Origin of the sequence: Flavobacterium gelatinilyticum (assembly GCF_027111295.1) — a bacterium.
GTDB lineage: Bacteria > Bacteroidota > Bacteroidia > Flavobacteriales > Flavobacteriaceae > Flavobacterium > Flavobacterium gelatinilyticum.
Map to the genome: position 1 here is coordinate 2,847,371 of NZ_CP114287.1, position 26,860 is coordinate 2,874,230.

Sequence of the window (26,860 nt, forward strand, 5' to 3'; positions counted from 1 at the left end):
CTAACACATAGAAATATAGATTTTTATATCAGAAAAGGGTGTAAAAGAAACCCGTTTCTACACATAGCTATGTGAATTTTAAATGAGCGAAACGTCTTTTCCGGCTGCAATAAACTATGTTTCTATGTGTTTAAAAAATTGCGCTCTAATGGTTTATTCTAAAAATTTAAAATAAAGATTGCACAAAAAAAGGATCTTATTAGATCCTTTTTTATTTCCATTTTAATGTTTCCATAATTCGCTGCATGTCGTTTTTAACATAACTTGCTGCCGGCATAATCGAATCGAAATTAGGTTTTGCATAAAAATAAACAGACCCAATTAAGAAATGTTTTGTACTGTCCGTCACATAAAACTGCGAGTTTGTGGCAGCATTTCCGTTTACCTGATAAAACATTCCGTACACTTTCTTTTCAGGATTTAAATACGGCTGTTCCAAAATATCATCAGCTTTAATAACATGCTCATAAGTTAGTTTTTGAGCGTCTTTTAAAAGATTTTCTATATTGCCGTTTACAGGTTTATAAGTCAAATAAATCGTTGCTTTCATTTTTGGATACGTTATGGCAAAACCACAGTCTTTTTCTCCTTTAATGATGGCATCTTCATTCATTTCAAAACCAAACGGACAATTATTGGCAAAGTTTACATATTTTGCTTCAGGATAATCAAGTCTCAGGAAACTTCCGGGTTTTGGCAGTACATCGTCTTTACAGCTTACAAGAGTTAAAACTACCAAAATGACACTTACCGAAATTATTTTTTTTAACATTATTCTATTGTTACTTTTATTTGTTTTACGCGCTTTTTATCAACGGTTTCTATGGTAAAAACACAGTTTTCAAAAGTCACTTTTTGATCTTTTTTAGGGAAATTACCTAAAATTTCGAGGATGAATCCCGCCAGAGTTTCTGCTTCGCCTTTTCCGGCTTCAAAAACATCTTCGTCGACATCTGTAATTCTGTAAAAATCTTTAAGATTTATTTTTCCTTCAAAAAGAAATGTTTTATCGTCTATCTGCGAAAAATTTAAATTTTCATCGTCAAATTCATCGCTTATATCCCCTACTATTTCTTCGATTACATCTTCTAAAGAAACCAGTCCTGATGTACCTCCGTATTCATCAACCACAATTGCAAGATGACTTTTAAGGCCCTGAAAATCCTTTAAAAGGTTATCCAGTTTTTTATTCTCCGGAACAAAAAAAGCTTCTCGTATTAAAGAGGCCCAGTCAAAATCGTCTTTGTCAATATGAGGCAATAAATCCTTTACGAATAAAACGCCTTCGATCTGGTCGATATTGTCGCGGTAAACCGGAATTCTCGAAAATCCTTTTTCAATTATTTTCGGATAAATAGCCTTAAACGATTCGGATATTTCCAGCGCAAAGATATCAATTCGCGGACTCATAACCTGCTTTGTATCGGTATTTCCAAAAGAAACAATGCCTTCGAGTATTTTTTGCTCTTCGGTAGATGTTCCTTCAGAATCTGTTAATTCCAAAGCCTGAGAGAGTTGATTAATCGAAAAATTATTTTTTTGTTTCCCTAATTTAGTATGCAGATATAAAGTAACCCTGCGCATTGGCAGACTTACAGGAGAAAGCAGTTTATCTAAAACTGAAATAAAATAAGCAAATCGTTTTGCAAATTTCACATTATTCCGGCTTGCGTATACTTTTGGCAGTACTTCGGCAAATAATAAAATGAGGAAAGTTACCAGAATTACTTCGAGGATAAATTTAAAAACGAGAGAGTCTACATTCGCAAAAATATTTCTCCCAATGAATGAAAACAGAATAACTACACCTATGTTTAAAAAATTATTGGCAACGAGTAAAGTTGCCAAAAGCTTTTTGGGTCTGTCTAAAAGATCCGAAATAATTTTTCCTTTTGAGAGGTTTTCCTGGAGTGTGTCGTCAATATCTTTTTGAGATAATGAGAAAAGCGCCACTTCGGCACCTGAAACAATTGCTGACAAGAACAGCAAAATAAATATTGCGACAAAACCAATTATTAAATTGATGTCTAAAGTTGATGAAAGTAATAAACTGGGCTCCGGGTCCAAATTATATAAGATTAGTTAAACAATCAAAAGGGCAGGTCATTTATAGGAAGCCCTTCGTTTGAAGCATCAAAGTTAGTACTTTTTGCCGGTTCTGTATCCTGATTTGGTTTATGATTTGCAGTTTCTTTTTTAGTTGTCAGAAAAGTAAACTCAGTCACCTGAATTTCGGTAGTATATTTAGTAGTACCGTCTTCGGCCTGCCATTGTCTCGATTTTATCCTTCCTTCTATATATATCTTATCTCCTTTTGAAAGATATTTTTCACAAATTTCAGCAGCCTTATTACGCACAACCAGGTTATGCCATTCTGTTGAAGTTATTTTCTCATTGGTCGTTTTATTAATATAAACTTCATTTGTTGCCAGTTGAAAACGCCCAATGCAGTTCCCTCCGTCGAAATAGTGCATCTTTACATCATCGCCCAAATGACCAATAAGCATAACCTTGTTTAATGTTCCGTTCATAATTAATAGCAGTATTTCTCCCAAAGATACATTTTTTTAGCAAATTATTTCCTGCTTTTCTATAAAATTATAAATAACGATAGGAAAAGGAAAAGTTTTTAGGTTTTTCGCATCAATCCCGTTTTCGAGAGTCTCTTTTATTTTTACTTTCCAGAACTGAATATGCAGATGCTGATGTGAAAGTTTATGAATTATTGCTGCTTCAGCACATTCTTCTATACCTATAATAGTATAGTCTGAAAAGATTTCACTTTTAACAGCTGCAGAAACGTAGTCAAAACCTGCAATCTCTTTGGTTTCCAAAAGAGGAAATTCGTATAAATTATGCCAGATTCCCTTTGCGGTTCGTTTTTGTATAAGTGTATTTCCCAAATGATCTTCTAAAATGAGATAATTAAAGAAACGTTTTGTAATTTTTGTCTTTTTTAATTTTACAGGCAGCGAATTGACTTTCTTTTTCTGTAATGCCAGGCAGCTGTCGTTAAAAACACAAGTTTTACAAACAGGATTTTTTGGAACACACTGCAGGGCACCAAACTCCATTATCGCCTGATTAAAAATGGCAGGATTGTCTTTTGGCATTAATTCTGAGGCCAGTTTTGCAAATTCTTTTTTCGTTGCCGGCAGCGCAATATCCGATTCAATATTAAAATATCTGGACAAAACACGAAAAACATTTCCATCGACCACAGGAACAGCTTCATTATAAGAGAAAGATGCTATAGCCGCGGCCGTATATTCGCCCACACCTTTTAAATTAAGTAAATCTTTATAGGAAAGCGGAAAAATTCCGTCCAGATCATAGGCAACATATTTGGCTGTATTATGCAGGTTTCTGGCACGTGAGTAGTAGCCAAGTCCCTGCCAAAGTTTCAAAACCTTCTCTTCTGAGGCATTTGCGAGGTCAAAAACAGTAGGAAATTCCTTTGTAAAAGCAAAAAAGTAAGGCATTCCCTGCACAACTCTTGTCTGTTGCAGCATAATTTCTGAGAGCCAAATTTGATAAGGATCGACGGTTTTTCGCCATGGAAGATCACGTTTATTTTGTAAATACCATTTTATCAGTTTGTTATGAAAATCCATCGCTAAATCCTTAAAATGCAAAAGTAAATGTTTATGTAATTAAAATTTAACGAATTAGCTTGATTAATTATTTTTTTAATTCCTATATTTGCAAACTCAAAAAAATAGTACACCATTTATAAAATTAAATAGGAAAGAAAATGACGAAAGCAGATATCGTAGCGAAAATTTCGGAGAAATTAGGTCTTGAAAAAGGAGATGTTCAAGCAACAGTAGAAACGTTTATGGAAGAAGTTAAAACTTCTTTAGAAACTGGAGACAATGTTTACCTAAGAGGTTTTGGTAGTTTTATTGTAAAAACAAGAGCTGAAAAGACTGGTAGAAACATTTCTAAAAACACTACAATTAAAATTCCAGCACACAACATCCCTGCATTTAAACCTGCAAAAGTATTTGTAGAAGGAGTAAAAACGAATAACGAAGCAAAATAATACTTATTAATTAACATAAAATCTGACACGATATGCCAAGTGGTAAAAAAAGAAAGAGACATAAGGTAGCTACTCACAAAAGAAAAAAAAGAGCGAGAGCTAACCGCCACAAAAAGAAAAAGTAGTTTTAAACTACTTTTTTCTTTTTAAACGTTCATTGAAATTGAAAAAAGATAAAAGAGAAGAGAAAATAGAATATAGACCGCAAAAAGTCCATTCTCTTTATTCAGTTCTCTATTAATCTCCTTTTCACCGGGTTAATACCTGTTAAAAATATTGTTTAATCCATCTGTAGATAAGATTTTAGATTTTAGACTTAAGATTTTAGATTTTTATAATCTATACTCTTCTCTCTTTTTTCTATCTTCTGAAAAAACAGATAAAAATTTACAGTGTGAATAAAGAATTAATCATTAGATCTAGTTCTGAAGCCGTAGATTTTGCCTTATTAAAAGATGGAAAACTAATTGAATTACACAAAGAAGAAGAGAAAAGCAACTTTCAGGTTGGTGATATTTTTATTGCCAAAATACGAAAACCAGTTGCCGGGCTTAATGCTGCTTTTGTAAATGTAGGCTTCGAAAAAGACGCCTTTTTACATTATCATGATTTAGGTCCAAACTTAGCTTCCCAACTGAAATTCATAAAACTTGTAAGCGCAGGTAAAATAAAAGATTTCTCCCTAAAAACCTTTCAGTTTGAAAAAGAGATTGACAAAGATGGCATCATTACTGATATTTTAAGTGCCAATCAATCTGTTTTAGTTCAAGTAGTTAAAGAACCTATATCGACCAAAGGACCCAGAATAAGTGCTGAGCTTTCTCTTGCCGGAAGATTTATCGTTCTAGTTCCTTTTTCGGACCGTGTTTCTATTTCTCAAAAAATAGAGGACAAAAAAGAAAAGGATCGTCTAAAAAAACTTGTACTATCGATCAAACCTAAAGGATTTGGTGTTATTGTTCGCACAGTAGCCGAAGGCAAAAACGTAGCCGAATTAGAAAAAGATTTGCAGAACCTGCTTGGCAGATGGTCTGCAATGTGTAAAAAATTACCAACTGCTCATCATCCATCAAAAGTATTAGGAGAGCTTAACAGAGCTTCTTCGATATTAAGAGATGTATTCAACGATACCTTCAGCGGTATTCAAATAGATGATGAAGAGTTGTACCATCAAACGAAGGAATATCTGCAGGAAATTGCACCTTCAAAACAATCGATTGTTAAGTTTTATCAATCAAATGACACTCCGATTTTTGAGAAATACAATATAGAGAGACAAATCAAAACTTCTTTTGGCAGAACCGTTTCTATGAGTAAAGGGGCTTACCTTATCATCGAACACACAGAAGCTCTTCATGTTATAGACGTAAACAGCGGCAACCGTTCGAATAAAGCCACTAATCAGGAAGATACTGCTATGGAAGTTAATATGATTGCCGCCGCAGAAATCGCTAGACAGCTTCGTCTGCGTGATATGGGCGGGATAATCGTAGTCGATTTTATCGATATGTCGAATCCGGAAAACAGGAAAGTCTTGTTCGACTTCTTGCGAGAAGAAATGAGCGACGATAAAGCAAAACATAAAATATTACCGCCAAGTAAATTTGGTTTGGTCCAGATTACAAGACAGCGAGTAAGACCAGAAGTGAATATCAAAACCAGAGAGGAAGATCCTAATAAACACAATGGCGAAATTGAAGCTCCAATTTTAATCATTGACAGAATCACCTCTGATTTAGAAAGACTTTTAAAAACCCACAATAAAGTTGTGCTTAATACACACCCGTTTGTGGCTGCATACCTCAGCAAAGGTTTTCCATCATTACGTTCAAAATGGTTTTTTGAACATAAAAAATGGGTGAAAATCATACCTCGTGACGCTTACACGTACTTAGAATACCATTTCTATGACAATAAAGGAAATGTTATTTCAGAATAAAACAACAAAAACCGCCCTGATGCATCAGGGCGGTTTTTTTGTGCTTTTTCAATTTTAAAACAGATTATTTTTCTTACTTTTACAAAAGTACATTATCTTTTTTTTCATCCGAAATGGCATTTATTTATCACCGTTATTTTCCTTACAAAGCAACTGTTTTTTATATCTTAATTGCAGTTTTATGCTCATTTAAAATTACAGCTCAAAACGACACTTTGTATTTTAATCAGAAATGGAAAAATACAAGTAAAGATTCTGCTGTTTATTACAGAATCAAACCTTATAAAGTAAAAACAAAAGATGCTGTTGGTTACAAAATAAAAAACACTGATTCTCTTTTTGTAATTAACGATTACTACATGAGTACTAATAAATTACAATTTCAGGGCTATTCAACAGATTATAACGCAACATATCTGGTGGGTAAAGCCAAATGGTTGAGCGAAGACGGAAAAGACAAAAACATAAGAGATTTTAACTATAAAGAAAACAACAACGCCCCGAAATTTAAAATCCCAGAATTACCTATTTTTTATCTTGACTATAAAATTGCCACAAAAAGTCAGTTCATAGGAGGATTAGAGTTTTGTTTGGATTGTAAAAATGACAACAAACTCTTTTTAGGCTTAGGATTCGGAATTACCACTTATAACGGAACTACTTATGGATTACCCGATCTTCATTTGTCTTATAATACCAAAAACGCAATCTTCTTTAAAGGAGGGACTTCAGACAAACACGCTTATGCTTTGGCTGGTATTACTCTTTTAAATTTATTAGATTTAGGTTTTGGTTACTCACAGCAATTTAACAAAGATGAATTTCCAATAATCAAAGGATTTACATTTGGAGCCACTTTCAGGTTTGCCAGTCATTCTAAAAACGCCTATAGAGACATTAAATTAATGTAACAAGGCGTCTTACCTTACAATCTCAATTTTTCTTCTAATTTCATTTCCAGAGGCATCAACGACTGTAATATAATGCGTTCCTGTTGTTGGCGTAATTGGCAATTCATGAAACGTTTTGGTTGTTGCCTTGTACACATCATCAATGTACCAGAACAATTCTTTATCTCTTTCAGAATAAGCAACTTTTAAAATCACAGGCTGCACATTGCTGTTAAAATCTTTTGTTAAGTAAATTTTACTGTTTGCCTTTGGATAAATAAAATCCATCGTTGTGGTTTGTGTTCCTTCACAGCCTTCTTTAAACGGAGGCAGAGGCAGATATTCTATATGCTGGCTTTTGTAATACCAGGCCATAACCGGAGGCAGTACAAACCAACTCTTAGTCACAATATTATCTACATTTTCACAGCTGCTATTTACCTGAAATTGTTCTGTTTTATCTAAATGAATGGTTTTATGATACGGACAAACTTTAGTAGATTTTCCTTTTTTAGTAACCCATTGTTTGATTTTCGGGCAATTATCTTTTGCCAAATAACCGCTTAAGCGACAAACCTCAACTTCTGCCAAATCGTTATACGGCGTATCAAACCATCTTTGTCTTGGCAGTAAATTAAAAACATCAAATAAAATTGGCGCTGCGCTTGTAACTCCAGTTAAAGTTGGTCTTCCCTCGCCTGTTGCATTTCCAACCCAGATTCCAACCACATATCTGGAATTTGTTCCAATTGCCCATGCATCACGATTTCCGAAACTGGTTCCTGTTTTCCAGGCAATTTTAAGCGAACTGTCGTAAAATTTCCAGGCTTCGTCTCCTTCCGGTCTGTTGACTTCTTCCATGGCGTTGTACGTCAGCCAAATTGATCCTGCACCTAAAATATTCTTCTGATTGGTTTCTGATCCAAAATCGGGCTTAAAATCGTTTTTATAATTGAGTTCTGTAAATTCGTTGGTTCTGTATTGTCCTTTATTTTTAGTGTAATAATTGACCGTAGACGAAAGATTCGCGTACGTTCGGCATAAATCCCATAAATTACTTTCTGCGCCTCCTAAAATCAGTGATAATCCGTAATGGTCAGGTGTTTTATTGATATTTCTTAATTTGAATTTCTGCAGCTCTTCATAAAATTTATTTACGCTGAAATCTTGCAACATCAAAACTGCAGGAATATTTAGTGAACGCGATAATGCTCGATGTGCAGGAACTGCTCCGTCAAAAGTCAGATTGAAATTTTGCGGTGTATAACCCGAAATCTGTGTTGGAATATCAGCAATTAAAGTATTTGGCAGTAATTCGCCATCGTCTAACATCGCACCGTATAAAAGTGGTTTTAAGATACTTCCGGTACTTCTTGGTGCATCAATAATATCTACGTCTTTTTGATGATCTGCATCTGCCGGAGAATTTCCAACATAACTCATTACATTTCTGTTCTGAACATCGATTACCAAAATGGCCAGATTATGAACTTCATTCTGTTTGTATTGATTGTAATAATATCTCGCAATTTGATTGACTCTGTTTTGAAGTGCATAATCAATTGTTGTTTTGACTCTTGTTCCTTCTTCGTTTTTAGCGACTCTTTGAAGCAAATGCGGTGCGATTTGAGGTAGATCATACGGTTTTTGAGGTAATGGTTCTTCTATCGAAAGTTCGTACGTCTGCTTGTCGATTATGCCTTCCTCATTGAGTTTTAATAAAAGTCGGTTTCGTTTTTTTAATAGCTTTATTTGATTTTTCCCTGGATAAATTAAACTTGGCGCATTGGGTAAAACAGCCAAAACTGCACTTTCTGCCCAAGATAATTGATTCGACTGAACGCCAAAATAACGCCATGAAGCCATTTCCAACCCCACAACGTTTCCTCCAAACGGCGCGTGTGCTGCATACATTTCGAGAATTTCATTTTTAGAATAGCCTAATTCTAATCTTGTAGCGAGAATAATTTCTATTATCTTTTCGAAATAGGTTCTGTTTTTTCCTTTTCGGGATAATCTTATAACTTGCTGCGTCAGCGTACTTCCTCCTCGAACTACTTTCCCTGCTTTTCTATTTTGTTTAAAAGCGTTAATCATCGCACCAGGATTAAAGCCGGGATGTTTATAGAAATATTCGTCTTCAAAATAAACAATGCATTTCTTGAATTTGTCCGGAACGCTGTCTTGTGCCGGAAAACGCCATTGTCCGTCGCGTGCAATTTTAGCACCTAACAATTCTCCTTCTTTGCTTTCTATTACGGTTGAATAAGGTTCTTTGAATAATGTTCGGGGTATCGAAAAATAGTAAATCAGCAAGAGCAGAAATGCAATTGCTGATTTTATTTTATTCTTTTTTATCCAGTTTATAATGCGCTGGAGAAACGCTTTTAATTTATTTTTCAACTCGAATTAGTACTATTTTTTTGCTATCCTAACAGGTTTCTCAAACCTGTTAGGTATTATATTAGATTATTCTAATTATTTCTTATAGAATCGAAAGATACCTAACAGGTTTGAGAAACCTGTTAGGATATAAAAACTATTCATCTTGTAGATCTATTTCACTTATTACTCCGTCGTAAATAATTCTTCTTTCATTATGAGCGAACTTAAAATTATCTAAATCGTAAAACAACTCTAAAATAAACTCACGGTCTAAACTGGTTGATTTCGCAGATAAATAAGCCCGGTAAGAAGAATGTAAATAATTTGCAAAGAACTCTGTAAATCTGTGTTTAACTGGATTAAGATGAACATAGATGATTAATTGCTTTAGATATTTTTCATCTTCAACCCTATTTCTTTGCAAATGTTCCTGAAACAAACTTCCATTTCTTCCATACATTTTATTTATACTTTTTGAATATGAATTAAAAAGATTAGAAAATGGCAAATGAATCTTTTCTTTGAACTTTTCAGGTAGATCAATCTTGTCTTTTATTCTCAGAACTATATGAAAATGATTCTTTAACAAACAATAAGCATAAATATCTGCAATGGGCAAAATATATTTTTTAAGCTTTTCTAGAAAATAGCTATAATTCTTTTCTTCGATAAAAATATTCTCATTATTATTTCCTCTATTGTAAACATGATAATATTGTCCTGCCTCAAAAACTTCCTTTTCCAAATTTATTATCTTTATTATCCTAACAGGTTTTCTAAACCTGTTAGGTATGCTTTTTATCTTATTGAACTTGACTTAAATATAATACCTAACAGGTTTTGAAAACCTGTTAGGATACGTAACTTTTTCTTTATATTATTTCACAACCTCAACCCAGAATCCTTTTGTTCTTGCTAAGAATGTATTATCATACATCGCTTCACATTGTAATCCTGGCAGGTAATAATTTCCTAAATACGATGCGTTCAACAGAATACGGAAAACTTTTGTTTCTCTCGCTTTCATTCCGAAATAGAAATTCGTTCTGTCGTCTCTAATATCAATATAATCGGCAATGTTATTTACCGCATCTCCGTAATCAGTGAAACGCGTATTTACAATTTCGAATCCTGAAGGCAGAATTTGCGATAATGCCACATTTTGAATGCTTTCTCCTCTTTGGTTTTTAATGGTAACCTCGGCAACAAATTCAGTTCCCTGATTGATTCTTGAAACATCTATAACACTTCCTTTTCTGTTTTTGAAAACAATCGAAGCTGTAACATCGCTTTGAACTGCATTTTCTTGTCCGATTGGCAGAATTCCGGTGTTTAATACACGAACATAAACCGTATTGGCTTTGTTGTTTTTCAGTGTAATACTATTTGTTCCGGAAGCAACAGACAAACTGCGGTCTGCAACCGATTTTCCTGTATTTATGGTTTCTCCTTTTCCGTTTTTACTAAATTGGATATTGATTCCTTTTGGACCATTGCTCACTGCAAATTTCGACATTGCGTACAAGCAATAAGCTGTTGTCTGTGTACTCATCCATTGATTAGCCGACATTTCTTTGGCTAATTTCGCTGCTGTTACAAATGCTTTTTGTTTTTGATCTAAAAGAAGAAGCGTCTCTAAAGCCATTGCTCTGTTTCTTTCGCTTGAACCATAATAGTAATAACTATAACCATCTGAACTTCCGTCGATACTGGTTTTCAAGAACAAACTTTGTCCAGCTGATTTTTGACCTGCTAAAACATACGCCGCAGCCAAACGAAGCATACTTTCATTCGAAATGCCTTTTGTTTCTCTCAATCTGTTCATTGCTGATAAGTCGGCGTTTCCTGCCAAAGCCAAAGTATATAAACGATAGGCCTGTGCTAAATCATTTCCGTATTTCGGTTCAAAACGCCATTGTTTCGCTTCTTTTTGTTGATATGACAACCATTTTGATTTGAAATTAATTGGCAATACATATCCTTTTTTCTCTGCTTCAATTAAGAAATGGCCAGCGTAAGAAGTTCCCCAATCGTCTGCAATTGCATTTCCCTGCCAGTAAGGCAGACCGCCGTTTGATAATTGGAAATTACCCAATCTCGCAATTCCGGCAGCAATATTTTTCTGAATCAAGTCTTTACGTTTTGCATCAATATCAGCTACATCACCTAAATACAATTGTGGGAAAACTGATGAAGTGGTCTGCTCCACACATCCATGCGGGTACTGAATCAAGAATTGTAATCTTCCGTTCAAGTTCATAGACGGCATTGACGAAACTTCCAATCTTGCTTTGTTGCTTCCAGCGATTCCAAATGTTTTCCATGAAATTGTTTTAGTGCTATTTGGCGTTAAAACAACATCGGTAAAAGTACTCGTAACTGGATTCGGGTTCGTCATATCGATTTCAACATCATACACTGATTTCTCACTTCCAGATGTCGCGATTACCTGAACTTTTGCAATTCCCGTTGCAGATCCTACAACCAAATTAAAGTATGCCATTTTCTCATCTGGCTGCGCAAAATTCAATCTTTGAACCGCGCTTCCCACAACTTTTAATCCGTTGCTTGTTTTTACCTGAACCGAAACATTTTTGATTTTACTTTCAGTTGCAAAAACGGTTACAGGAAGCGTTACTTTTTCTGATGGTGAAATTTTTCTTGGTAACGAAGCCAAAACCATCAACGGACTCTTAACTTGTGTTGCTTTTTCAACACTTCCGTAAGCGCTTGTATTTGCATCTCCTGCCACCACCATTGTTCGAACAGAACCAATGTATTTTGGCAGTTTTAGCTGATGTGATTTCGTATCTCCTTTTCCTAATTTAAATGGCCCGTAATACAATACAACTGGTTTAAAACGGTTTGCTTTTTTAGCTTTTCCACCACCTAAATCCTGGTCACCACCAATACTGAAAATCTGGTTTATTTTTCCGCCGTAAGCGCCAATTACATCATCGTAAATGTCCCAGGTTTTTACACCTAAAGCTTCACGAACGTAGAAACTTTCCCATGCATTTGGTGTTTTAAAACGAGTTAAATCCAGAAGTCCTTCATCGACAACTGCGATGGTATAGGTCATTTCTTTACCTGATTTCTCGCCTACTTTTACCGTAAATGGCTGTTCTGGCCGCAGTACATCCGGCATTTCAATTGTTGGCGCTAAAATGGTATTTTTATCTACGACTTCAATTGGAACAATTCCGTACATACGAATTGGCGAATCGTTTTTGGTCGAAGCATGAGGCTGTAATAACGTAATGTTGAAATATACATTCGGTGCCATTTCTCCAGTAATTGGAACTTCAACTTTGGTTTCTCCTTTTTTAGTTTCTGCCCAAATAGTCTTCACAACTCTAGATCCGTTTTCTACAGAAATCAATGCACGTCCGCCTTCACTTGAAGGGAAAGAAATCTGTGCTTTTTCACCCACTGCATAGTTTTTCTTATCGGTAGAAAATACTAACATATTGGCTGTCGAGGCATCTCTGTTTCGTGTTTTTCCGGACCAAATTGGCCAGTCGATATTTACAGTTAACGAAGTCGCGTGACCATCTTCCTGATCAGCAACACGAATTAAGTAACGTCCCCATTCTTCATCTGTCAACGAGAATTGGAAACTTCCTTTTCCGCTTGAATCGGTATTGATTACAAACGTTTTGTATGAAGTCGTTGCATTGGAAGAGTTATAATTTGATAAATTATCGCTTGATGAATCCCACCACCATCTCCAGTCTACTTTATAAACTCGTACTTCAAGATTTCTAACCGATTTTGGTCTTCCGTTTTCGTCAACAGTCACAACCTCAAAACGATTGTTTGTTCTCGTTTCAAGCATACTGTATTTATTCAATTCAGGCGTTTTAAGTCCAACATAGGTTTTGTACGGAGAATATGTCGTTGACATTACATCTGTACTAAAATCTCCTCCTTCTTCATATACTTTTGTAATGAAGGAAGCGCGAAGCATTCCCGGAGCCTGGCCCTGCAATCTTGGCTGAATGTTTACCGAAGCTTTTCCACTTTCATTTAATTTTCCTGAGAAAACATTTATTTCTTCTGTACTGAATTGACGAGCTAAATCATCAAAAGTATATTTCTCATACCCTTTAAAAGTTGTGGTTTGCTGCGAGAATTTAGCCTGCATTTCTACATTCAAATTCTTAGCAATTGCTCCATGAAGCCAAGTTACTTCAAGATTATCTGTATTTGGATACGATGCCGAAAGTGTTTTTCTGCTAAACGTATTTTTGATTTTCAAACGATTTGGTTTGATTGTTTCAATCTTGATACTCTTATAGAATTTTGCGCCTCCAACGCTTATCATTGCTTCCCAGTTTCCTGTTGGTGCATCTTGGTTTGTCGGAACTGTAAAAGCGTAATGATTGAGATCATTCGTTTTTTGAACCGTTTGATAAACCGTTTTTCCGTTCGGATCGTTTAATCGGAATTTAATTGGATGTGATTTCGGTAATTTATTCGCAGCATCATTCAAGATAAATGACAAATACAAATTATCTCCCGGACGCCAAACGCCTCTTTCTCCGTAAATAAACCCTTTTAATCCTTTTTGTAAAGTCTCTCCTGCAACATCAAAATTACTTACTGATAACGAAAGTCCGTCATCCAGTTTCACATAAGTCGACTGATCGCCTAAAGTAACAATTGCGAAATAAGCGAATTTGTCTAATTGGAAAGATGCGATTCCTTCACTATTTGTCGCTTCTGAACCAATTTTCTGCTGTTGGAAATTATACAGATCCACTCTTGCATTCGAAACAGGTTCTGTTGTAACGATATTATTTACAGCAAACAAATACGATTTATTTTCTCCTCTTTTGGCAATAACACCTAAATCTGTAGCTAAAATATTGGTTGCTATTCTGGCATTGTAATAGTAAGAACCTGAACAAGGGTCCTGACTTTCTCTCCAGTTATAGTCGTCATAATAATAGTAATCATCATACGAATTGCCGCTGTAGTTTACGTCGTTTTCATCAACTTCTTCTTCCTCAGCTTCATCGTCATTTCCTTCTGATGTTTCACATTTGTATAATGAATATTTCTTTTTGTAAACAAACTCAACTCTGTAAATCGCTCCCGGTTCCGGTTTGATAATTTTAGATAAATCTAAAGCATACGTATTCCATTTTGCCAGATTTACGAGTGTGCTTTCCCTTAAATTCAGTGTTGTTTTGGCAATTGGCTGCGCTACTTTTTTGAGGTTTTGCCCGCCGTTTAATTCATTATATTGAAGAAATTGCAGAATATTGTTTTTGTAAATCTTATACACTTTTACATCTACTGCACTAAGATTTACGGCTTCAAAATTCAGTTTTAAATTATTTGAACTTGGCAGAATGGTTCCGTTTTTAACAAAACGAATATTTGGTTTTATTTGGTCAAAAGAGATTTTTTCACTGTAATTATTCTCCAGCTTTTTACCGTATTGACTTTCGATTCCTTCAAAAACTTCTAATAATAATTCGCCTGTAATAACTTGTTCCGGTTCTTCATCCGGTACATATTCAACTGCTTCTTCTACAAATGCGACGGCTGAATCTACGGCAACTGCGGCAGAATCTACTACAGCAGCAGCAGAATCTACTGCCACTGCAACAGGTTCTTCTATGACTGCAACAACAGGCTCTTCTTTTTTAGGTGCATTTTGATTTGTAAAATATACTTTTAATAAATTTCCTTGTGTAGAAAATTTTAAGTTATTGGTATTCTGAATAGAAACCAATCCGGCAAAATCCTGTCCTTTTTCTAAAGGTTCAGAGAAGTTAATTAAAACCTGCTGATTGTTTCCGTCCGGAATTTCAACCTTAATCACTTTAAACTCATTGATGCTTGTAATTGGAAAATCAATCTGTCCTTTCTGATCAATATCAAAATCATTACCGTCATAGATGATTTCTAAATTTGAAGTTTCTGACTGGCGCTGAATACTGTCAATTATAAAATGAAATTCTTTTCCTGAAGCTGGATTTTTATCAAATTTAATCTTAAGATCGTTTCCGTTATGTTTGGCTTTAACCAATTTAATCGCAGTTTCTAAATCAATATTATCTGCTGTTTTTAAAGTGCAGTTTAAATATTGATATTCTTTACTATACGACTGAATATCACCAGTATTGATCGTAAAGTCCTGCTTTACGGTTTTAACTGTAAAATTGAATTTAGAAAGTTCTTTTTCTTTCTCTTTGGGAATGGCTGTCAGCTTATCTAAGTTTAAAGTAACCTGATATTCTGTTCCCATTTTGAGTTTTTTCTCCGGAATAAAAGCTAAAGTATTTGTAGAAAGTGCTATGACTTTTCCGCTTACACTTGGCGAAATATCGAACAAATCGTCGTCTAATTCCTGATTGGGTTTCCAGTCGTTTTTATCGAATGCCAAAACCACGCGAATATCAGAATCTGCCGAAACGATACCGCCTGTAAAACTGGTTATGTAATCTTTAAACAACGAAAAATCCGAATTGAAATCGGCTGCTGATTTTCGTCCGCAGGATTGAAAAATAAAAAACACAAAAAATACGATGGATAGTCCTTTTGCTTTCACTTTTATTTAGAGTTAATTGGTTATCAAATTGAGAAATTAATATGTATGCCATTTAAGCCATAAACAGCAAAATACAAATTAAATTATGATAAAAGTAAAATATTTTTAGAATCCTTTAAGAAGAAAATTCTACAGCATTATTTATTTAACTTTTGTTGAAGTTTAGCTAAAATGTAATTATTAAAATATTACATTTGTTCTATTTTTAACAAGATAAAAATGTCAAAAAATTCAAACAGCTACTCTTTTGAAAATAAATTCATTACTACCAATAGAAATGTAATTGTATATTTATTTGCTGTTGTAATATTTACAATTCTTCTGGGTTTTTCGGATTATTACATTCTGCCTTCTTTAAAAACAACAGATATTATAACACGCTACGCTGTAAGAACTTCAAGCGGAAAAAATGGAGGCAAACCACAAACTGTTTCTCATCAATATTATACCCAAAAAGGTTTTAATTTTTCAACAGTAAATCATTCTATCGAAAAAGGAGATGTAGAACTTGAGTATTCTTTATTATTTAAATCTGTAACAAAAGTCAAATCAAAAAATACCGACTACACAAAGCTTCTGTCCAGCGGACTAAGTATTAACGGAATACAATTTTATACCTGTTGTACACTTTTACTTTCAGCATCTATAAGCATACGAATACTTCTTTCGAAAAAAGGTTTTTCTGAAAACACATTTTACAATATCATTTGTTTCAATTCCTTTATGATATTTGTGTGTCTGTACATGGCTTATTTATTTTAAAATTCTGTTCCCAGTTTTGACAATACTTTATCCATTTCAAGAAAGTGTTCTTCGGTATTGGATGAATAATACATTTGATTATCGCTCATTATGATAATTACATCATCATCGTGATTTCCATAAAATTTTACCCCTTCTACCCATTGTCTTAATGAAACCTCTTTGTTTCTAAAGTTTTGGGAAATAAAATCCAGTTCATGCGGTTCTAATTCGTAAAATGTATCGCAGGTAAATTCTAATGCAAAACCAGCCTGAAGAAATGCCATTGCAGTAAAAAAATCTGTTAAAGTTTCGGTTTCTGGATTCCATTCCTTTTCATCATAACTCATATAAACCGGCGGATTCGGATTCGACAAATCATCTTTATGAATTCCCCAAACGCATACCTTTTGGTTTTCAGAATAAAAAATCAGATAATCGTCATTTTTATAATATTGAAAACGTTCCGGTATAATTAATAAATCCTGTGTATGATTTAAATTTTGAATTCTGCCGAGTTCTTTATAATAATCGACAAAAACCTGAGGGAGTTCTCCAAAAATATTTTTTACGACCTGAAGTTCATCATCTGTAAAACCGTTTGGTTCTGTAATGTGGAATAGTTTTTTTAGTACTGAAAAATCTGTCATGCAGTTTTAGATAAATCATTTACGTCTTTCAAGAAAAAAACGTTTCATTAAATCGGCTGCTTCGTTTGCCATTACACCAGAAACAACGGTGGTTTTAGGATGCAGTTTTGTTCCCATATTCAAAAAGCCACGCTGCTCGTCGCGTGCTCCAAAAACAATTTTTGAAATCTGACTCCAATACAAAGCTCCTGCACACATCTGACAAGGTTCAAGCGTTACGTAAAGCGTACAATCTTTTAAATATTTCCCGCCAAGAAAGTTTGCTGCAGCGGTTATCGACTGCATTTCCGCATGAGCCGTCACATCATTTAATAATTCGGTTAAATTGTGACTTCTTGCAATTACCTTATCAGCAACTACAATAATGGCACCAACAGGAATTTCGCCTTTATCAAAAGCCATTTCAGCTTCCTGTAAAGCTTTTTTCATAAAGTATTCGTCGGTAAAAGGATTTATCATAACTGCAAAAATAGGGTTTTGAAATGATTTCTTTTTAAGCTCTCATAAATTAATCGTCTCATGATTTTTTTACAAAAATTCAGAAAAGTCATAAAACACGCTTTTGCTGTCTATTTTTTATTACATTTAAATTTTGAAATTCATTATGAGCAGTAATCATAAAATAATCATACCGGAACCCTGCCACGAAAACTGGGATAAAATGACTCCCAGCGAAAATGGCCGATTTTGTATGAGCTGTTCTAAAACGGTTATTGATTTTACTGCGATGCTTCCGGAAGAAATTCAGCATTATTTTATTCAAAATCAAAATGAAAAAATTTGCGGAAGATTTAAAAATTCGCAGCTGGCTTCTATTACCATTCAAATTCCGGATCGTATTTTATATTCACAGACAAACTATCATAAAATGTTTCTTCTGGCTTTGTTTATTGCTATGGGAACGACTTTGTTTAGCTGCGCAGATGCTGAGGGAAATAAAAACAGTATTGATAAAATCGAAATTGTAGGTAATACAGAGCAAAATCAAAACGAAAGTAAAGCTGTTCCAGCATGTTACGGACATCAATTTGAGCCTAAAAAACAAAAAGAAGAAAGACATCATGTAACAATGGGAGCAATTGTTCCTCCTGATGCTTTTCAGGAAGGAAATTTTAAATATCACATTATATACAATCAAACCGATTTGGATGTTTTGCCTGTTTCTAAAAACGGAATGGAAAAATTCTACGATTTTTTTAATAAAAATTATACCGCTCCAAATAAAACAGAAAAGTTTAAGGGGAAAATATCTATTTTATTTGTTGTAGAAGAAGACGGCCGTCTGAGCAATTTCAACATTGTAAATGATACCCCGAAAGAAATAGGAGAAGAAGCTATCAGGGTTTTAAAAACCGCTCCAAACTGGATTCCGGGAAAACTAAAAAACCGTGTTGTGCGATCGTCTTATACTTTACCTATTATAATTCAATAATGGACAAATATTCGCAAACTAATTATCGCAGAATGTTTTTGCCGGCTCTTTTTATTACTGCCGGAACAATTTTATTTGGCTGTCAAAATAAAGAAGAGAAAAAACAAAAAAATGAGGAGGTTGAAGTTATCATCGATACTGCAGCAACAAAACCTATTACTTTAGATAAAACGATAATAGAGAATAACTCAAAACAAATCCCTCTGCCTCAACCGAAAAAAGACAAAGTTAAATCTGAAAAACCAGAAGAAACCACTGATTTAAAACCTCAAAAAGAATCTGATATAAAATCTGAAAAAGCGGATAATCAGAAAACTAACGTATCAAAAGAAACGGCTGCTGTTCCCAAAACAGCTTCCTCTCAAATAAACGCTGAATTTCCCGGCGGTATTGATCAATTCAATGCTTTTTTTATGAAAGAATATAAAAAACCGGAAAACGTATATTATTGGAAACTAAATTTTACACTTGCATTTGCAGTAGAGAAAAACGGAAGTGTTTCATTTCTTGAATGTTCTCCTGCGGTTGAAGAACCTCTGGAAAAAGAAATCATCAGGGTTTTAAATTTATGTCCTAAATGGCGGCCCGGAGAATTGAACGGAAAAAAAACCAGGATGCAATATTCTACACCTATTTTCCTGCACAATAAGCAGTAAAGAAATTAAATTTAAAACCGTAAATTTGCTTTTTACGTTACAATGAAAAGCAATTTACTTTCGAACATATATAATCCCGCCGATTTACGTCTTTTAAAAGAAGAACAGCTTGCTCAAGCCGCTCAGGAACTGCGTCAGTTTATCATCGATGTGGTTTCGGTAAAAGAGGGACATCTGGGTGCGAGTCTTGGCGTAGTCGAACTGACGATTGCTTTGCATTATGTTTTTAACACGCCTGAAGATTTATTGGTCTGGGATGTAGGTCATCAGGCTTACGGTCACAAAATCCTGACTGAAAGAAGGGAAATTTTTCATACAAACCGACAAATAGACGGACTTTCCGGATTTCCAAAAAGAAGCGAAAGTGTTTACGATACTTTTGGCGTTGGACATTCTTCTACTTCTATATCAGCGGCACTCGGAATGGCGATTGCCTCTAAATTAAAAGGTGATTTTGACAAAGAACATATTGCGGTTATCGGTGATGCTTCAATTGCCAGCGGAATGGCTTTTGAAGGTTTAAATCACGCCGGAGTTACAGATGCCAATATTCTGGTTATTTTAAACGACAATGCCATAGGAATCGATCCAAGCGTAGGGGCTTTAAAAAAGTATCTTACTGCGGTTAAAAACGGAAAAAATCCACGCCAGAACAACATTATCAAATCGCTTAATTTTAATTATTCAGGTCCTGTTGACGGGCATGATATACCGCTTTTAATTAAAGAATTAAATCGTTTAAAAAAGATTAAGGGGCCAAAATTCCTGCACATCGTAACCACAAAAGGAAAAGGTTTGCAGCAGGCCGAAGAAAATCAGGTGAAATATCATGCACCGGGAAAATTTGATGCTTTGACAGGAGAAATTCATTTAAAATCTGAAGAAAATCTTCCTCCTAAATTTCAGGATGTTTTTGGATTGACCATTTTGGATTTAGCCAGAAAAAATGAGAAAATAATAGGTATTACACCGGCAATGCCATCTGGAAGTTCTTTAAAATTTATGATGGAGGAACTGCCGGAACGCGCTTTTGATGTAGGCATTGCAGAACAGCATGCCGTAACGCTTGCAGCCGGAATGGCAACACAGGGAATGATGGTGTACTGCAATATTTATTCGACTTTTTTACAGCGTGCTTACGATCAGGTTATTCATGATGTTGCACTGCAGAATTTACCTGTAATTTTCTGTCTCGACAGAGCCGGACTAGTCGGCGAAGATGGCGCAACACATCATGGTGTTTTTGACATTGCTTACCTGCGTTCGATCCCAAATATGATCATTTATGCGCCTATAAATGAAATTGCGCTTCAAAATATTTTATACACTGCCCAATTAGGTCTGAATAATCCTATCGCAATCCGCTATCCCAGAGGACGCGGAGTTTTGTCGAAATGGGAAGTAGAAAATTTCGGACAGTACAAAAAAATAAATATAGGCGAAGCTTTGTGCCTGAAAACGGGTACAAAAACTGCTGTTTTATCTACCGGAACTATTGGAAATAATGTGATTGAGGCTTTGACGGCATCTCCAAATTCAGAAACGATTGCCCATTATGACTTTCCATTTGTTAAACCGCTAGATTACAACACTTTAAACTCTGTTTTTTCTACATTCGAAAACATAATTACAATAGAGGACGGCGTGAAAAACGGCGGTTTTGGAAGTGCAGTTTTAGAGTTTGCCGCATCACAGAATTTCAAAAATAATATTCATATTTTAGGAGTACCGGATGTGTTCATTGAACACGGAACCGTACTGCAGCTGCAACAATTGTGCAATATTGACGTTAAAAGTTTAATAAATCTTTTTACAAACGGTGTAAAATAATTATTTTGCGGCACCAAAAAAAAAATTAAAACAAGCCTGATGAATTTACTACGTTCCACCCTTTTACTACTGCTGCTCTTGTTCTCGACCAAGAACTTTGCTCAGCTGATACAAACGACATTAGATCCCAATCAAATACCAAAACTTCCATCAAACTGGAATAAAAAAAATCAATTAGGATTTGACATTTCAGAGATCGCTTTTGTAAACTGGAGCGCGGGGGGAACCAGTTCTATTTCTGGTTTATTTAAAGGTGAATTTAACAGAACTTACATAAAAAAGAATCATAAATGGGCTAACGAGCTTATTGTAAAATATGGTTTAAATAAACAGGACGGTACAGAGCTTAGAAAAACAGATGACGCTCTTTTGCTAAACTCGACTTATGGTTTTAGAAAAGATACACTTTCAAACTGGTATTATTCTGCTAAATTTAACTTCAATACCCAATTTACAAACGGTTATAATTATCCAAACAAGGATATTGCCATATCGAAACCTTTTGCACCAGCTTATGTATTCCTTGGAGCCGGAGCAGAGAATTCGAACAAACAAAAAAACAGAACATTTTACTTCTCTCCTATTACGCTAAAAACTACTTTAGTATTAGACCAATATCTTGCCAATCAAGGTTCTTTTGGTGTTAAAAAAGCTATTTACGGACCAGATCCTTTAGATCCGGCTAATCAGATTTTAATTGAGGAAGGGCAAAGAATCAAAGCGGAGTTTGGTATTCTTTTTACGGGTTACATGAAAAACGAAATTTATAAAAACGTTTTTTATGAAAACAGATTAAGCTTATATACTGATTATTTGAACCGATTTGGAAATGTCGATATCGATTATGATACACGTCTTGATCTTGTCGTAAATGCTTATGTAAAAGCGAATATTGGCGTACATTTAGTGTATGACGACGATATTAAAACCAAAAAAGATATTGTTGACCCAGCGACTGGTGCAAAATCGCAGGTTAATGACGGACCAAGAATGCAGCTAAGACAAGTTCTTGGTGTTGGTCTGGTTTATGCTTTTCAATAAAATAAACAATATATATGATCAGCGCTTTTTTGTACCGCTGATCATTTCATATAATTCTAACGCATTTCCATCTGTCAAAAGAGATACATAATGGCAGATATGAAGCAGACGCTCGTATAAATTAGCTTTTTCCAGATGATGTTTTTCAGGGAGCATTTTTAGGATTAATTTATCATAATTTGATGCTGTCCCTTCATATTTGTTATTAAATGCCGTTATAAATTTATCCAGAAGTGTCTGGATAATTTGATAACCTACAATTTCTTTTTCGATTACTTCACGGCTCTGATAGATTTTTTCGACACTTAAGTTAATAATATCTTTCATCTGGGCTTTGTATTTGCTTTTTTCTGTCAAAGCATACGGAAAATTTCCTGCCAGAATTGCTTCTTCATTTTCAATAAATACATCAACTGCATCATTAATTAAAGCTCCAATTGCCAAAGCACGCAGGTAACTGATTCTATCTTCTTTTGTTTCAAGCAGTTTATATTTGGCAACACCAATATTATCTTTTACCAGCTTGATTAAATATTCTAAAGCATAATCTTCAGAAACCAAACCTAAATTGATTCCGTCTTCAAAATCAATTATGGTGTAGCAGATATCATCTGCAGCTTCAACTAAATAAGCCAGAGGATGTCTTTCGTAACCTAGATCGCCGTCTTCTTTATTGGCAATCAACCCCATATCTTCAGCAACTTCCTGAAAGAATACTTTGTCTAACTGAAAGAAACCGTATTTTTTATCGGCTATATTATTGGTTGGTTTTTTAGGAAGACTTTCTTTTGGGTATTTCATAAAAGCGCCCAAAGTAGCGTATGAAATCCTAAGTCCGCCTTCAATTCCGGGACGGCTTCCGGTAAGGACAGAAAATCCGTTTGCATTTCCCTCAAAATCAATCAAATCCTGCCATTGTTTAGCCGTAAGTTTGTCTTTGTATTTTAGTCCTTTTCCGCTGGAAAAATATTCGCCGATTGCTTTTTCTCCAGAATGTCCAAATGGTGGATTCCCAATATCATGTGCCAATGAAGCCGCAGCCACAATAGCACCAAAATCATTCATATGATAGCCGTGAACTTCTTTTAAATATGGGTATTTTTCAAGGATTTTTTTTCCAACCAAACGTCCTAAAGATCTTCCTACAACCGATACTTCTAAACTGTGTGTGAGTCGTGTATGAACAAAATCTGTTTTAGAAAGCGGAATAACCTGGGTTTTATCCTGTAATGAGCGAAACGCGGCCGAGAAGATAATGCGGTCGTAATCTACCTCAAAACCTAATCGTGTATCATCTTGTTCTATACGTAATCTTTTACTTGTGTCGCCTTGTTTCTTAAGAGATAAAAGTTGTTCCCAGTTCATTTTTGTATTTTAGATTTCAGATTGCAGGTTTTTTAGATTTTTCATCTAAAATTCAAAAATACGTTTTATTTAGGATTTCATTCAACAAAAAATACTATTTTAAAGATAATCTGCAAAGGATTCAGATTAAGCAAAAACTATCTACTTAAGTATGACATTTTTAAAGTATTTCTGAAAAATGGCCAATGCTTCTTCTTTGCTTTCTTTCGTAGGCGGCTTTGTTTCTTTTAGTGCATACGGCATTTTCAGCAATTCCCATTTTTGAGATCCCAGCTGATGAAACGGAATAATTTCGACTCTTTCAACGGTTTTATAATTTGTAAAATACTGCCCCCATTCTTCGAGATATTCGGGCTGATCTGTCCAGCCGGGAACTAGAACATAGCGCAGCCACATAGGTTTTCCCGTTGATTCTCTGTAAGCTGCAACTTCTAAAGTATTTTTGTTGGTCAGGCCTGTTAATTTGTGATGTATATCGTCGTTGATGTGTTTTACATCCAGAAGAAGTATATCTGAATTATCAAAAAGTTCGTGTGCCTGATGGTTGTTAAGCCTGCCATTGGTATCCAGACAGGTATTAATTCCTTCTTCATGAAGGCGTTTAAAAAAGTGAAGCAATTTTGTTCGCTGCAATAAGGGTTCTCCGCCGGAAACGGTTACACCGCCGGTTTTCCCGAAATAACTTTTTTGACGAACAGCTCTTTTTACCAATTCTTCTATTTCGACTAATGAACCGCCTTTTACATCGAGTGTATCGGGGTTTTGGCAGTACAAACATCTAAACTGGCATCCTTGTACAAAAACCACCATTCTGATGCCGGGTCCGTCGTGGGTTCCGAAAGTTTCAAGAGAATGTATTCTCAAATGATCCGGATCGTCAATGTTTAATTTAACAGCTTCAATATCTTGTAATGGAAAATACATAGTTCCTGAATAAAATTGGATAAAAAAAGGCCGGCTAACTTTAGCCAGCCTTTTTGACTTATAATTGTTTTTTACATCGCTTCGTGGAAGGTACGTGCAATAACTTCCAGCTGATGTGCTCTTGATAATCTGACAAAGTTAACAGCATAACCTGAAACTCTAATCGTTAACTGCGGATGGTTTTCTGGATGATTGTAAGCATCTTGCAGTGTTTCGCGATTTAGTACGTTTACATTTAAGTGATGTGCCATCTGCTCAAAATATCCGTTTATTACATTTACTAAATTCGTAACCTGTTCTTCTCTGTTATCTCCTAATGATTTCGGGATCATAGAGAAGGTATTCGAGATTCCGTCTTGCGCATCTTTATAATCCAGTTTTGCAACAGAATTTAACGAAGCAATTGCCCCGCTGCTGTCACGTCCGTGCATTGGGTTTGCACCCGGTGCAAAAGATTCACCATCTTTACGTCCGTCAGGAGTTGCTCCTGTATTTGTTCCGTACATTACATTTGACGTGATTGTTAACAATGAAAGTGTAGGCGTTGCATTTTTGTATGCTTCGTGTCTTCTAAGCTCATTGATAAAGAAAGCAGTCACTTCTTTTGCAATTGAATCTACCCTGTCATCATCATTTCCAAATTTAGGATAATCCCCTTCAATATTAAAATCTACTGTAAGTCCGTTTTCGTCTCTTACCGGTTTTACTTTAGCATATTTTATAGCTGATAATGAGTCGGCAATAATAGAGATTCCGGCAGCTCCGTATGCAATATCAACGTGCGGATCTGAATCGATTAATGCCATTTGTGCTCTTTCGTAGTAATACTTATCATGCATATAATGAATAATATACATTGATTTAGCATATACTCTGGCCAATTCTTTCATTGCATTTTTAAAAGAATTGTATACTACATCATAATCCAGTACTTCGTCGTTAATAAACGGAATATCTTTCATGATTACAGCACCGCCTTTTTCTTCTCTACCTCCGTTTAAAGCAATTAATAGAGCTTTAGGCAGGTTGGCACGTGCTCCAAAATGCTGGATTGATTTTCCAATTTCCTGATGAGAAACACAACATGCAATTCCGTAATCATCAGAACCTCTGTTTGGTCTCATTAAATCATCATTTTCGTATTGAATTGATGATGTATCAATTGAAACTTCGGCACAGAAATTTTTGAATCCTTCCGGAAGATTTTCTGACCATAAAACAGTTAAGTTTGGTTCAGGAGAAGCTCCTAAGTTGTATAAAGTCTGAAGAAATCTGAATGATGTTTTAGTAACTTTTGTTCTTCCGTCATTAAACATCCCTCCAATACATTCTGTAACCCATGTTGGGTCTCCACCAAAGATTTCATCGTAAGCACCTGGTCTTAAGTGGCGAACCATTCTTAATTTCATCACAAACTGATCTACCAGTTCCTGGGCTTCGCTTTCTGTAATTGTTCCTTGTTCCAGATCTCTTTCGATGAAAATATCAAGGAAAGAAGATACATTACCTAATGACATTGCAGCTCCGTCTTGTTCTTTTACTGCTGCTAAATAAGCAAAATACACCCATTGTACAGCTTCTTTTGCATTTTGAGCCGGACGAGAAAGGTCAAAACCGTAATCTTCTCCCATTACAAGCATATCCTGCAAGGCACTAATTTGAGCTGCGATTTCTTCACGAAGACGAACTTTGTGTTCTGTCATTTCGCCGCCCACTTTTACATGGTCTTCTCTTTTAAATTTAATAAGCTGCTCAATACCATACAAAGCCAGACGACGGAAATCTCCAATGATACGGCCGCGGGCATAATTATCAGGCAAACCTGTTAAGATATGTTTAGAACGGTAATCTCTGATTTCTTTATCGTAAGCATCAAAAACTTTTTCGTTGTGGTTTTTAGCATAATTAAAGATATCCAATACGCGGTCTGATACTTTTAATCCTCTTTCTTTAACAGCAGACTCAACTAATTTGATACCGCCAAAAGGTTTCATGGCACGTTTTAGCAGCTGGTCAGTCTGCAAACCTACAATTACTTCGTCTTCTTTATTAATATAGCCTGGTTTAAACGCATTTATACTTGAGATAGTTTCTACATCTATTGCTAAACATCCGTTGCTGGCTCTTTCTTTTAATAAAGATTCTTTACAGATATTCCACAAGTTTGTAGTTTTTGATGATGGTCCGCATAAAAAAGATGAATCTCCCTCATAAGGAGTAATATTTTTTAATACAAAATCCTGAACATTTACTGATGTTTCCCATTTTCCGGGTGCAAATTCAATTTTTTCGACACTTGCTTTCATAACTATTGGTATTTAATAGATTTATTGTAATCAAAATTCGACAAAATCACGTTTAAAAAACATGATAATAGTCAGTAAATCAGCTTATTTT

The 26,860-nt window shown here is 35.1% G+C and carries 20 protein-coding genes; 8 read left to right on the forward strand and 12 right to left on the reverse strand.

The genetic code is table 11. The annotated features are described in order from the left end of the window. Positions 1–211 precede the first annotated feature (211 nt). The 4 genes from gldD to mutY are packed head-to-tail and all read right to left on the reverse strand — an operon-like array spanning position 212 to position 3,614. Positions 212–772 (reverse strand): gliding motility lipoprotein GldD, encoded by a 561-nt coding sequence (gene gldD, locus OZP11_RS12065; protein ID WP_281235446.1) that lies wholly within the window; start codon positions 770–772, stop codon positions 212–214. Continuing rightward, positions 772–2,067, reverse strand: coding sequence for a gliding motility-associated protein GldE (locus tag OZP11_RS12070; protein WP_281235447.1), 1,296 nt, complete (start codon positions 2,065–2,067; stop codon positions 772–774). Before OZP11_RS12070 ends, gldD begins: the two co-directional genes overlap by 1 nt. Positions 2,068–2,090: 23 nt before the next feature. Further along, a complete protein-coding gene (locus OZP11_RS12075) occupies positions 2,091–2,531 on the reverse strand; it encodes a single-stranded DNA-binding protein (protein WP_281235526.1) in 441 nt (146 codons plus the stop codon). 36 nt (positions 2,532–2,567) lie between these two features. Beyond that, entirely contained in the window at positions 2,568–3,614 is a 1,047-nt protein-coding gene (mutY, locus tag OZP11_RS12080) for an A/G-specific adenine glycosylase (RefSeq protein ID WP_281235448.1), read from the reverse strand. A 140-nt stretch (positions 3,615–3,754) separates the two neighbouring features. Between mutY and OZP11_RS12085 the strand changes: the two genes are divergently transcribed. The 3 genes from OZP11_RS12085 (at position 3,755) to OZP11_RS12095 (ending at position 6,895) form a co-directional block, all read left to right on the forward strand. After that, positions 3,755–4,045 (forward strand): HU family DNA-binding protein, encoded by a 291-nt coding sequence (locus OZP11_RS12085; RefSeq protein ID WP_007805026.1) that lies wholly within the window; start codon positions 3,755–3,757, stop codon positions 4,043–4,045. Positions 4,046–4,439: 394 nt separating this feature from the next. Further along, the gene (locus OZP11_RS12090; RefSeq protein WP_281235449.1) at positions 4,440–5,984 is read left to right on the forward strand and encodes an Rne/Rng family ribonuclease; all 1,545 of its coding nucleotides are present in this window, start codon (positions 4,440–4,442) and stop codon (positions 5,982–5,984) included. A gap of 113 nt (positions 5,985–6,097) precedes the next feature. Further along, positions 6,098–6,895, forward strand: coding sequence for a hypothetical protein (locus OZP11_RS12095; RefSeq protein WP_281235450.1), 798 nt, complete (start codon positions 6,098–6,100; stop codon positions 6,893–6,895). 9 nt (positions 6,896–6,904) lie between these two features. On the opposite strand, the gene pbpC is transcribed toward OZP11_RS12095, so the two are convergent. From pbpC to OZP11_RS12110, 3 genes are all read right to left on the reverse strand, one after another. Then, entirely contained in the window at positions 6,905–9,277 is a 2,373-nt protein-coding gene (gene pbpC / locus OZP11_RS12100; protein WP_281235451.1) for a penicillin-binding protein 1C, read from the reverse strand. A gap of 136 nt (positions 9,278–9,413) precedes the next feature. Further along, a complete protein-coding gene (locus OZP11_RS12105) occupies positions 9,414–10,004 on the reverse strand; it encodes a transposase (RefSeq protein WP_281235452.1) in 591 nt (196 codons plus the stop codon). Between the two features lie 132 nt (positions 10,005–10,136). Further along, on the reverse strand, positions 10,137–15,824 hold the full coding sequence (locus OZP11_RS12110; RefSeq protein ID WP_281235453.1) for an alpha-2-macroglobulin family protein: 5,688 nt from the start codon (positions 15,822–15,824) through the stop codon (positions 10,137–10,139). A 219-nt stretch (positions 15,825–16,043) separates the two neighbouring features. Between OZP11_RS12110 and OZP11_RS12115 the strand changes: the two genes are divergently transcribed. Beyond that, a complete protein-coding gene (locus OZP11_RS12115) occupies positions 16,044–16,586 on the forward strand; it encodes a hypothetical protein (protein WP_281235454.1) in 543 nt (180 codons plus the stop codon). On the opposite strand, the gene OZP11_RS12120 is transcribed toward OZP11_RS12115, so the two are convergent. Together OZP11_RS12120 and OZP11_RS12125 are read right to left on the reverse strand one after the other, a co-directional pair. Then, positions 16,583–17,215, reverse strand: a complete 633-nt coding sequence (locus OZP11_RS12120) for a hypothetical protein (RefSeq protein WP_281235455.1) — start codon at positions 17,213–17,215, stop codon at positions 16,583–16,585. The two genes, OZP11_RS12115 and OZP11_RS12120, sit on opposite strands and share 4 nt — an antisense overlap. Positions 17,216–17,230: 15 nt before the next feature. Continuing rightward, a complete protein-coding gene (locus OZP11_RS12125; protein WP_281235456.1) occupies positions 17,231–17,674 on the reverse strand; it encodes a nucleoside deaminase in 444 nt (147 codons plus the stop codon). A gap of 145 nt (positions 17,675–17,819) precedes the next feature. Here OZP11_RS12125 and OZP11_RS12130 point away from each other — a divergent pair, with 145 nt between their 5' ends. Genes OZP11_RS12130 through OZP11_RS12145 form a run of 4 tightly spaced genes read left to right on the forward strand, consistent with a single transcriptional unit; the run spans position 17,820 to position 22,174 of the window. After that, on the forward strand, positions 17,820–18,647 hold the full coding sequence (locus OZP11_RS12130) for an energy transducer TonB (protein ID WP_281235457.1): 828 nt from the start codon (positions 17,820–17,822) through the stop codon (positions 18,645–18,647). Further along, on the forward strand, positions 18,647–19,303 hold the full coding sequence (locus OZP11_RS12135) for a hypothetical protein (protein WP_281235458.1): 657 nt from the start codon (positions 18,647–18,649) through the stop codon (positions 19,301–19,303). The genes OZP11_RS12130 and OZP11_RS12135 overlap by 1 nt, the downstream gene beginning before the upstream one ends. Positions 19,304–19,345: 42 nt before the next feature. Further along, positions 19,346–21,133, forward strand: a complete 1,788-nt coding sequence (locus OZP11_RS12140) for a 1-deoxy-D-xylulose-5-phosphate synthase (RefSeq protein ID WP_281235459.1) — start codon at positions 19,346–19,348, stop codon at positions 21,131–21,133. A gap of 39 nt (positions 21,134–21,172) precedes the next feature. Next, positions 21,173–22,174: a DUF3078 domain-containing protein gene (locus OZP11_RS12145; protein ID WP_281235460.1), complete on the forward strand. Its 1,002-nt coding sequence runs from the start codon at positions 21,173–21,175 to the stop codon at positions 22,172–22,174. A gap of 18 nt (positions 22,175–22,192) precedes the next feature. Here the strand turns inward: OZP11_RS12145 and OZP11_RS12150 are convergent, their stop codons facing one another. The 3 genes from OZP11_RS12150 to pflB form a co-directional block, all read right to left on the reverse strand. Further along, positions 22,193–23,539, reverse strand: a complete 1,347-nt coding sequence (locus tag OZP11_RS12150; RefSeq protein ID WP_281235461.1) for a deoxyguanosinetriphosphate triphosphohydrolase — start codon at positions 23,537–23,539, stop codon at positions 22,193–22,195. 141 nt (positions 23,540–23,680) lie between these two features. Continuing rightward, complete coding sequence (gene pflA / locus OZP11_RS12155) at positions 23,681–24,463, reverse strand: pyruvate formate-lyase-activating protein (RefSeq protein ID WP_281235462.1); 783 nt, start codon at positions 24,461–24,463, stop codon at positions 23,681–23,683. Between the two features lie 71 nt (positions 24,464–24,534). Further along, a complete protein-coding gene (gene pflB, locus OZP11_RS12160; RefSeq protein ID WP_281235463.1) occupies positions 24,535–26,769 on the reverse strand; it encodes a formate C-acetyltransferase in 2,235 nt (744 codons plus the stop codon). Positions 26,770–26,860 lie beyond the last annotated feature (91 nt).

Bases quoted from the DNA above. Each gene is read 5' to 3' on its own strand.
- OZP11_RS12135 (WP_281235458.1), top strand. From the start codon at position 18,647: ATGGACAAATATTCGCAAACTAATTATCGCAGAATGTTTTTGCCGGCT.
- OZP11_RS12125 (WP_281235456.1), bottom strand. From the start codon at position 17,674: ATGATAAATCCTTTTACCGACGAATACTTTATGAAAAAAGCTTTACAG.
- OZP11_RS12075 (WP_281235526.1), bottom strand. From the start codon at position 2,531: ATGAACGGAACATTAAACAAGGTTATGCTTATTGGTCATTTGGGCGAT.
- mutY (WP_281235448.1), bottom strand. From the start codon at position 3,614: ATGGATTTTCATAACAAACTGATAAAATGGTATTTACAAAATAAACGT.
- pflA (WP_281235462.1), bottom strand. From the start codon at position 24,463: ATGTATTTTCCATTACAAGATATTGAAGCTGTTAAATTAAACATTGAC.
- OZP11_RS12130 (WP_281235457.1), top strand. From the start codon at position 17,820: ATGAGCAGTAATCATAAAATAATCATACCGGAACCCTGCCACGAAAAC.
- OZP11_RS12095 (WP_281235450.1), top strand. From the start codon at position 6,098: ATGGCATTTATTTATCACCGTTATTTTCCTTACAAAGCAACTGTTTTT.
- gldD (WP_281235446.1), bottom strand. From the start codon at position 772: ATGTTAAAAAAAATAATTTCGGTAAGTGTCATTTTGGTAGTTTTAACT.
- pflB (WP_281235463.1), bottom strand. From the start codon at position 26,769: ATGAAAGCAAGTGTCGAAAAAATTGAATTTGCACCCGGAAAATGGGAA.
- OZP11_RS12140 (WP_281235459.1), top strand. From the start codon at position 19,346: ATGAAAAGCAATTTACTTTCGAACATATATAATCCCGCCGATTTACGT.
- OZP11_RS12115 (WP_281235454.1), top strand. From the start codon at position 16,044: ATGTCAAAAAATTCAAACAGCTACTCTTTTGAAAATAAATTCATTACT.
- OZP11_RS12145 (WP_281235460.1), top strand. From the start codon at position 21,173: ATGAATTTACTACGTTCCACCCTTTTACTACTGCTGCTCTTGTTCTCG.
- OZP11_RS12120 (WP_281235455.1), bottom strand. From the start codon at position 17,215: ATGACAGATTTTTCAGTACTAAAAAAACTATTCCACATTACAGAACCA.
- OZP11_RS12150 (WP_281235461.1), bottom strand. From the start codon at position 23,539: ATGAACTGGGAACAACTTTTATCTCTTAAGAAACAAGGCGACACAAGT.
- OZP11_RS12085 (WP_007805026.1), top strand. From the start codon at position 3,755: ATGACGAAAGCAGATATCGTAGCGAAAATTTCGGAGAAATTAGGTCTT.